Origin of the sequence: Kordia sp., from assembly GCF_045105435.1 — a bacterium.
Classification (GTDB): domain Bacteria; phylum Bacteroidota; class Bacteroidia; order Flavobacteriales; family Flavobacteriaceae; genus Kordia.
Genome location: NZ_JBGCDL010000129.1, coordinates 1 through 4,853, shown reverse-complemented (window position 1 = coordinate 4,853; position 4,853 = coordinate 1). Strand labels below are relative to the sequence as shown.

The window sequence follows — 4,853 nt, the reverse complement described above, 5'->3', positions numbered from 1 at the left end:
ACTTTTTTTAGTTGAAAGCTTTTGAGATGTTAAATTTTAAGTGTTGAATGTTGAATTATTTCAAAGCACATTCAATAATTCTAAAGACTAACTCAGAAAACCGATCACAAATTCGCGAAAATTAAAACACAAGAGTAAGCCAAAAAACCATTCGTGAATTCGTGACAAAAAAAGAAGTTTAAATGTTTATTAGTTGATCAGTTTACGTTTTGATACTAAATGTAGAATAAACAAATTAACCAGCAACTAAAAAATAAATCCAAAAAAGTGTAACCAATTCTAAAAAGTGGTCGTCTTAATGACAAGATGATTCAAAACACTGACCAAAATTCTATTGAACAAATACGTGCGGGAAACCCGAATGCGTATGCTGCTCTTGTGACAAAATACCAGCGCATGGTGTTTACATTGGCAGTGCGAATGGTAGGAAATAGGGAAGATGCGGAAGAAGTTGCGCAAGATACATTTGTTAAAGCCTACAAAGCTTTAGATAGGTTTAAAGGAACGTCTAAGTTTTCTACTTGGTTGTATCGAATTGTGTATAATACGAGTTTGGATTATATTAAAAAAAATAAAAGAATCATTTTATCGGAACATATTGATGAAGTGAATGAAGCGGATATTGGCAGTATGCAAAATGCATTAACTTATATAGAAGCGAAAGAAAAAAAGCAATTGATAGAAAATGCATTGTTAAAATTACCAGAAGACGAACGTGTGCTGTTAACCTTGTTTTATTTTGAAGAATTATCGTTGAAAGAAATTGCGGAGATTGTTCAATTATCGTACGATAATGTGAAAATTAAATTGCATCGGAGTCGAAAAAAACTATTTCATATTTTAAAAAATGTCGTAGAACCTATATATTTGAATCATGGAGGAAGAAAATAAAAAATTAAATCAGTTTACTAAAGACGTTTTTCAGGAAGCTGGATTGGCTACACCTTCTACCGATTTTTTAGCCAATGTAATGGCAGAAGTTGCCACTGAAAAAGTTCCTGAAAAGGTATATAAACCACTCATTACAAAAGTAGGTTGGTTGATTATTGGTGCTTTATTTATTGTTTTTTCTTTTGTATTGACGCGTTTTTCACTTGGATTTTCCATTTTTGGCGATTGGAATTTATCAAGTTTAGTGATTGAAAAATACGAATCCAAAATAAACATTCCAGTTACGTATGCGTATTGTTTCTTCTTTTTATTGGTTTTTGTAGTGATTCAAATTAAGATGATAAAAAGGTTATTGGATCGGAATTTTCAAATTTAAGCTTATCTCAAACAGAAACTATTTTGAATATACTGTTAGCTGAATAACAAAGTATCCTGGTAATAGATCACCTTCACTACTACAATCTTGAAACTCCATTTTTAAAATTGCTGCAGTAGTTTCATTATTCCATTCTATTGATTTATCTCTTTTTTGATTTTGTTTTACTTTTTTTTCAGATGAACTAAATTTTTCACTGATAAGTGTATCAAGTTGAGAAAATAAGGTATTGTAGGCTTGAAGTTCTCCACATTCTTTTTCAACTAATTTTCTCAGTTTTTTTCTGTTGAATAAGATAGCATCAGAAACTTTATGTACAAAATCCCATCGGTAAGAAGTGAATTTTACCTTTCTTGAAAATTTATCATAATAATATTCGACATGGGCAGGAATACTTTTAGGCGTATTTCTTAGGAATTCTTTGGGACTTGCTAATGTATATTTTTTTACATGTGGATACATTTCTTGTGAAAGTGTGACATGAGCAAAAGGTTTTTCCAATTTTGAGTTCAAACTTGTTTCAAATGCAACTGCTTCTTTGATAGATGTTCCTGTAAAAATAAGATTTGCTTTATCTTGGGTTTCATACTGACTATCCTGTGCATTACAAAAAAATACTATTGCAGTTAACATCAATATTGTTATAATGTTCTTTTTTAGATGTTTCATAATTGTTTGTAAAGAATTTTTATAAAGTAAAATTAAGTACTTAAATCAGTGTCTTCCCATTCAATTCCATCAGATAACATCCAAGTCAGTGAATGTCTACGTTCGTGAATAACGCCACCATTTCCAATAGGATCAAAACCATCTGGAACCGTATCTTTACCCATTTGAGCACTTCTTACGGCATTGTGTAAGCAATAAAATAAATCCTCTTTCTGAATCAGCATTTCTTCTGAGCGCGTGTGTTGCTTTTGAATCCAATCTTCAATAGTTTCATCAAAAGAACAAGTATGATCTTTTAAAATAATTTGCATGAGTTCTCCAGGCATCATATTTCCAGCAATTTCGGGCGCTTCAAATCCAAAATACCAAGCCAATGACCAAGCGTTTTCAAATTTCCAACCAATGCTGTTTCTTAAGTCTTCATCCGTTCTTGAAGAAGTAAGAATGGCTTTTTCAGCTTCTGTCATCACGTCACTCAACTTATTTTGTTCAATGAAGTTTAGAATTTCCTCGTCTGGTAAATTTTCTTCCGGAATCATAAGCCAAAGCACTAACATTTTAATAGCATGTAATCTTTGGGCAATTTCAATTGAAGGACGTAATTTTCTATCAAATTCAGTTGGTAAACTTCTTGCAGGTGTAAATCCGGCTTCAAGACATATTGCTATTGTTTTTAATCGTGATTCGGTCATCCAAGGAATTTGATCATACGGTACTTGCGCATTTTCATTGTTCGTTTCCGCTTCTTGTGGTTGGGTATTTTTCCCTCCAAATAATTTTTTAAAAAAGCTCATATAGTTGGTGTGGTGTTTTTAGTTATTTCCAAAAGTTTCCAGTAAACGTAGTACTTTTTACTTGAGAATCATTTTACAAAAGTTATGTTTAAAACTACAGTATTCTTTTCCAAAGTCAAAGTGAACCAAAAGATTTTTACTGTTTTTAACCTCCGCAGCCACCACAACCTCCACACGCACTGCAACCACCATCGGAACCGCAACCACTATCTCCAGAAGAATCATTAAAACCTTGAATGGATTCTATGATTGGTAAAAAGTCACTATCATTTATTGCAATCAAATCAAATTGCGGTTTTGTAGTATTTTGTTGATATAAGTTTGAATAACTATAATCTGCCCAAATAAGAGCTGTATTTTCGTTTCTAAAACTTAATTTTTTCTTTTCAATTGTTTCAAAAATTTCTACGGGTATTTTGGAAATTAATACAATATTTCCATTGATAGCTAGGAGTAATTCTACGGCATTTTTCGTTTTTCTCGTAGCATTGATTTTAATCCGTTTCAACTCTCTTTGAATTTCTTTTTGTACCCTTAATCCATTTTCTGAAATAACTCTAATGCCTAACAATCTCTGAAAAAAATTAGAATTAAAATGTTCATTCATTCGCTCCTTAGTATATACATATTTCAATTTATACGCTTCACCATTCTTAACTTTTTCAAAAGCAGCTTTTAGAAGATTTGAAAGTTTTATTTTTAATGTATCATCTTTAGTAAATACAGAAAGAAATATAGATTCATGCTTCAAAGGTTGGTAGTTAGCATAAGATTTTCCAATACTCACAGTCGGATTCTTCATTTCTTCCTCGGTCGCTTTAGCATCAGTTTCTATTTTAAGAACTTCTTTTAGAATCAAATCAAAAAAAGTAACCCTTGCAAGTGTATGAACTTTAACATCAGGATCTTCAATAAGCAATACTTCTGCAGGTGATAAATTGGTTAACTCTTTAATCATATTTTTTTTAATTTAGGGAACACCCAATTTTTGTGAAGATTGACTCTTCTATAATTTAACTCTCCGAATCGGATTTTGGAAGAAGGCCATATATCTGTCGGAACTTGTTTTATATATATATTGAAATACAATTCTTTGGTTTTTTCGTACCAATCACCAAATTTTTCTTTTTCGCTAGTTCCACCTTTCGTTGGTCCGTGATGAATTTCGCGTCCTAATGTATTTTTACAAAATTCTACCCAATAGGATTTGGTATATAAAAGATGTAAATGCCAGACTTGATCTACTTGATCGGAAGGAGTCAGCGGATGATCTGAAATACAAATTAGAAACATGAATTTTTTATATTCATGAATTGTACGAACTGCGTATTCATATTTCCAACCATTTTCTCTACAAAGTCTGTCTGTAAACGTAAATGTTGATCCAAAATCATCCAATTGGAATGCTTCAATTTTATTCCATAGTATTTTTTGCTCTTCGTTCATTTTCTATGTCAAAGTTACCATTTCGTGTGCGGTACTATTTGCAACAATTTAATTTTTCAATATTTTTATTATCACAAACTTCAGATGTTATTTTCTAAAGCTTCAGCATTCGTCATTTTTTCAATGCTGATATGATCATATCCATGTCCTTTACCAGTTCCAATAATCCAAACGAGAGTATTGGGCATTCTACAATTTAGCGGAACTTTTTCAACATCTACCATTAACAATCCGCCGCCGTCTATCATACCAATTCCATATCCAACATGAATATGAATTTTTTTAGGATATAAACTCCCAAAAACAGCGCCTCTTATTTTAAAATCTGCTTCCAAATCTGTATAAGTCTGTGAGTTTTAAATCTACAATATTCTCATATAATCGCAAAGTTTTATTACTTAGAATTGTTTAAAACAAAAAAACTCCCACGTTTCCATGAGAGTTCTTTAAACTTATATGTTAGCACACTGAGCTGAGCCGAAGTGTGTCGAAATTATTCTTCAACCAAAACCCATTGTCCTTTGCTAATCAACGGTTCTGCTTGTTTGTATTTTACAGTTTTATTTTCGCCAGTCATAACGTTTTTAATGGTAACACGGTCGTTGCGATTAATTTTTGGCTTATCGCGAACAATAGTTTCTGTTACAGGCGGACGTTGTTGCTGTGATTGTTGCATA

8 protein-coding genes are annotated in these 4,853 nt (G+C 31.8%); 2 read left to right on the top strand and 6 right to left on the bottom strand.

All coding sequences use genetic code 11. The features are described from left to right. Positions 1–306: 306 nt before the first annotated feature. Both AB8B65_RS06610 and AB8B65_RS06605 read left to right on the top strand, forming a co-directional pair. Positions 307–891, top strand: coding sequence for an RNA polymerase sigma factor (locus tag AB8B65_RS06610; protein WP_405300082.1), 585 nt, complete (start codon positions 307–309; stop codon positions 889–891). Then, the gene (locus tag AB8B65_RS06605; protein ID WP_405300080.1) at positions 875–1,267 is read left to right on the top strand and encodes a hypothetical protein; all 393 of its coding nucleotides are present in this window, start codon (positions 875–877) and stop codon (positions 1,265–1,267) included. Before AB8B65_RS06610 ends, AB8B65_RS06605 begins: the two co-directional genes overlap by 17 nt. A gap of 18 nt (positions 1,268–1,285) precedes the next feature. Here the strand turns inward: AB8B65_RS06605 and AB8B65_RS06600 are convergent, their stop codons facing one another. The 6 genes from AB8B65_RS06600 to AB8B65_RS06575 form a co-directional block, all read right to left on the bottom strand. Continuing rightward, positions 1,286–1,936, bottom strand: coding sequence for a hypothetical protein (locus AB8B65_RS06600; protein WP_405300078.1), 651 nt, complete (start codon positions 1,934–1,936; stop codon positions 1,286–1,288). A gap of 32 nt (positions 1,937–1,968) precedes the next feature. After that, positions 1,969–2,730, bottom strand: coding sequence for a DUF4272 domain-containing protein (locus AB8B65_RS06595; protein ID WP_405300077.1), 762 nt, complete (start codon positions 2,728–2,730; stop codon positions 1,969–1,971). A 145-nt stretch (positions 2,731–2,875) separates the two neighbouring features. Then, positions 2,876–3,688 carry a hypothetical protein gene (locus AB8B65_RS06590; RefSeq protein ID WP_405300076.1) on the bottom strand — a complete coding sequence of 271 codons (813 nt, stop codon included), beginning with the start codon at positions 3,686–3,688 and terminating at the stop codon, positions 2,876–2,878. Further along, complete coding sequence (locus tag AB8B65_RS06585) at positions 3,685–4,176, bottom strand: glycine-rich domain-containing protein (protein WP_405300074.1); 492 nt, start codon at positions 4,174–4,176, stop codon at positions 3,685–3,687. The genes AB8B65_RS06590 and AB8B65_RS06585 overlap by 4 nt, the downstream gene beginning before the upstream one ends. Before the next feature lie 80 nt (positions 4,177–4,256). After that, the gene (locus AB8B65_RS06580; RefSeq protein WP_405300073.1) at positions 4,257–4,511 is read right to left on the bottom strand and encodes a hypothetical protein; all 255 of its coding nucleotides are present in this window, start codon (positions 4,509–4,511) and stop codon (positions 4,257–4,259) included. A 158-nt stretch (positions 4,512–4,669) separates the two neighbouring features. Further along, positions 4,670–4,853, bottom strand: a 184-nt coding sequence (locus AB8B65_RS06575; protein ID WP_405300072.1) for a hypothetical protein, incomplete at its 5' end; no start/stop codon positions are given.

Excerpts from the sequence above, each read along its gene's own strand:
- AB8B65_RS06610 (WP_405300082.1), top strand. The coding sequence starts at position 307 with ATGATTCAAAACACTGACCAAAATTCTATTGAACAAATACGTGCGGGA.
- AB8B65_RS06605 (WP_405300080.1), top strand. The coding sequence starts at position 875 with ATGGAGGAAGAAAATAAAAAATTAAATCAGTTTACTAAAGACGTTTTT.
- AB8B65_RS06600 (WP_405300078.1), bottom strand. The coding sequence starts at position 1,936 with ATGAAACATCTAAAAAAGAACATTATAACAATATTGATGTTAACTGCA.
- AB8B65_RS06595 (WP_405300077.1), bottom strand. The coding sequence starts at position 2,730 with ATGAGCTTTTTTAAAAAATTATTTGGAGGGAAAAATACCCAACCACAA.
- AB8B65_RS06590 (WP_405300076.1), bottom strand. The coding sequence starts at position 3,688 with ATGATTAAAGAGTTAACCAATTTATCACCTGCAGAAGTATTGCTTATT.
- AB8B65_RS06585 (WP_405300074.1), bottom strand. The coding sequence starts at position 4,176 with ATGAACGAAGAGCAAAAAATACTATGGAATAAAATTGAAGCATTCCAA.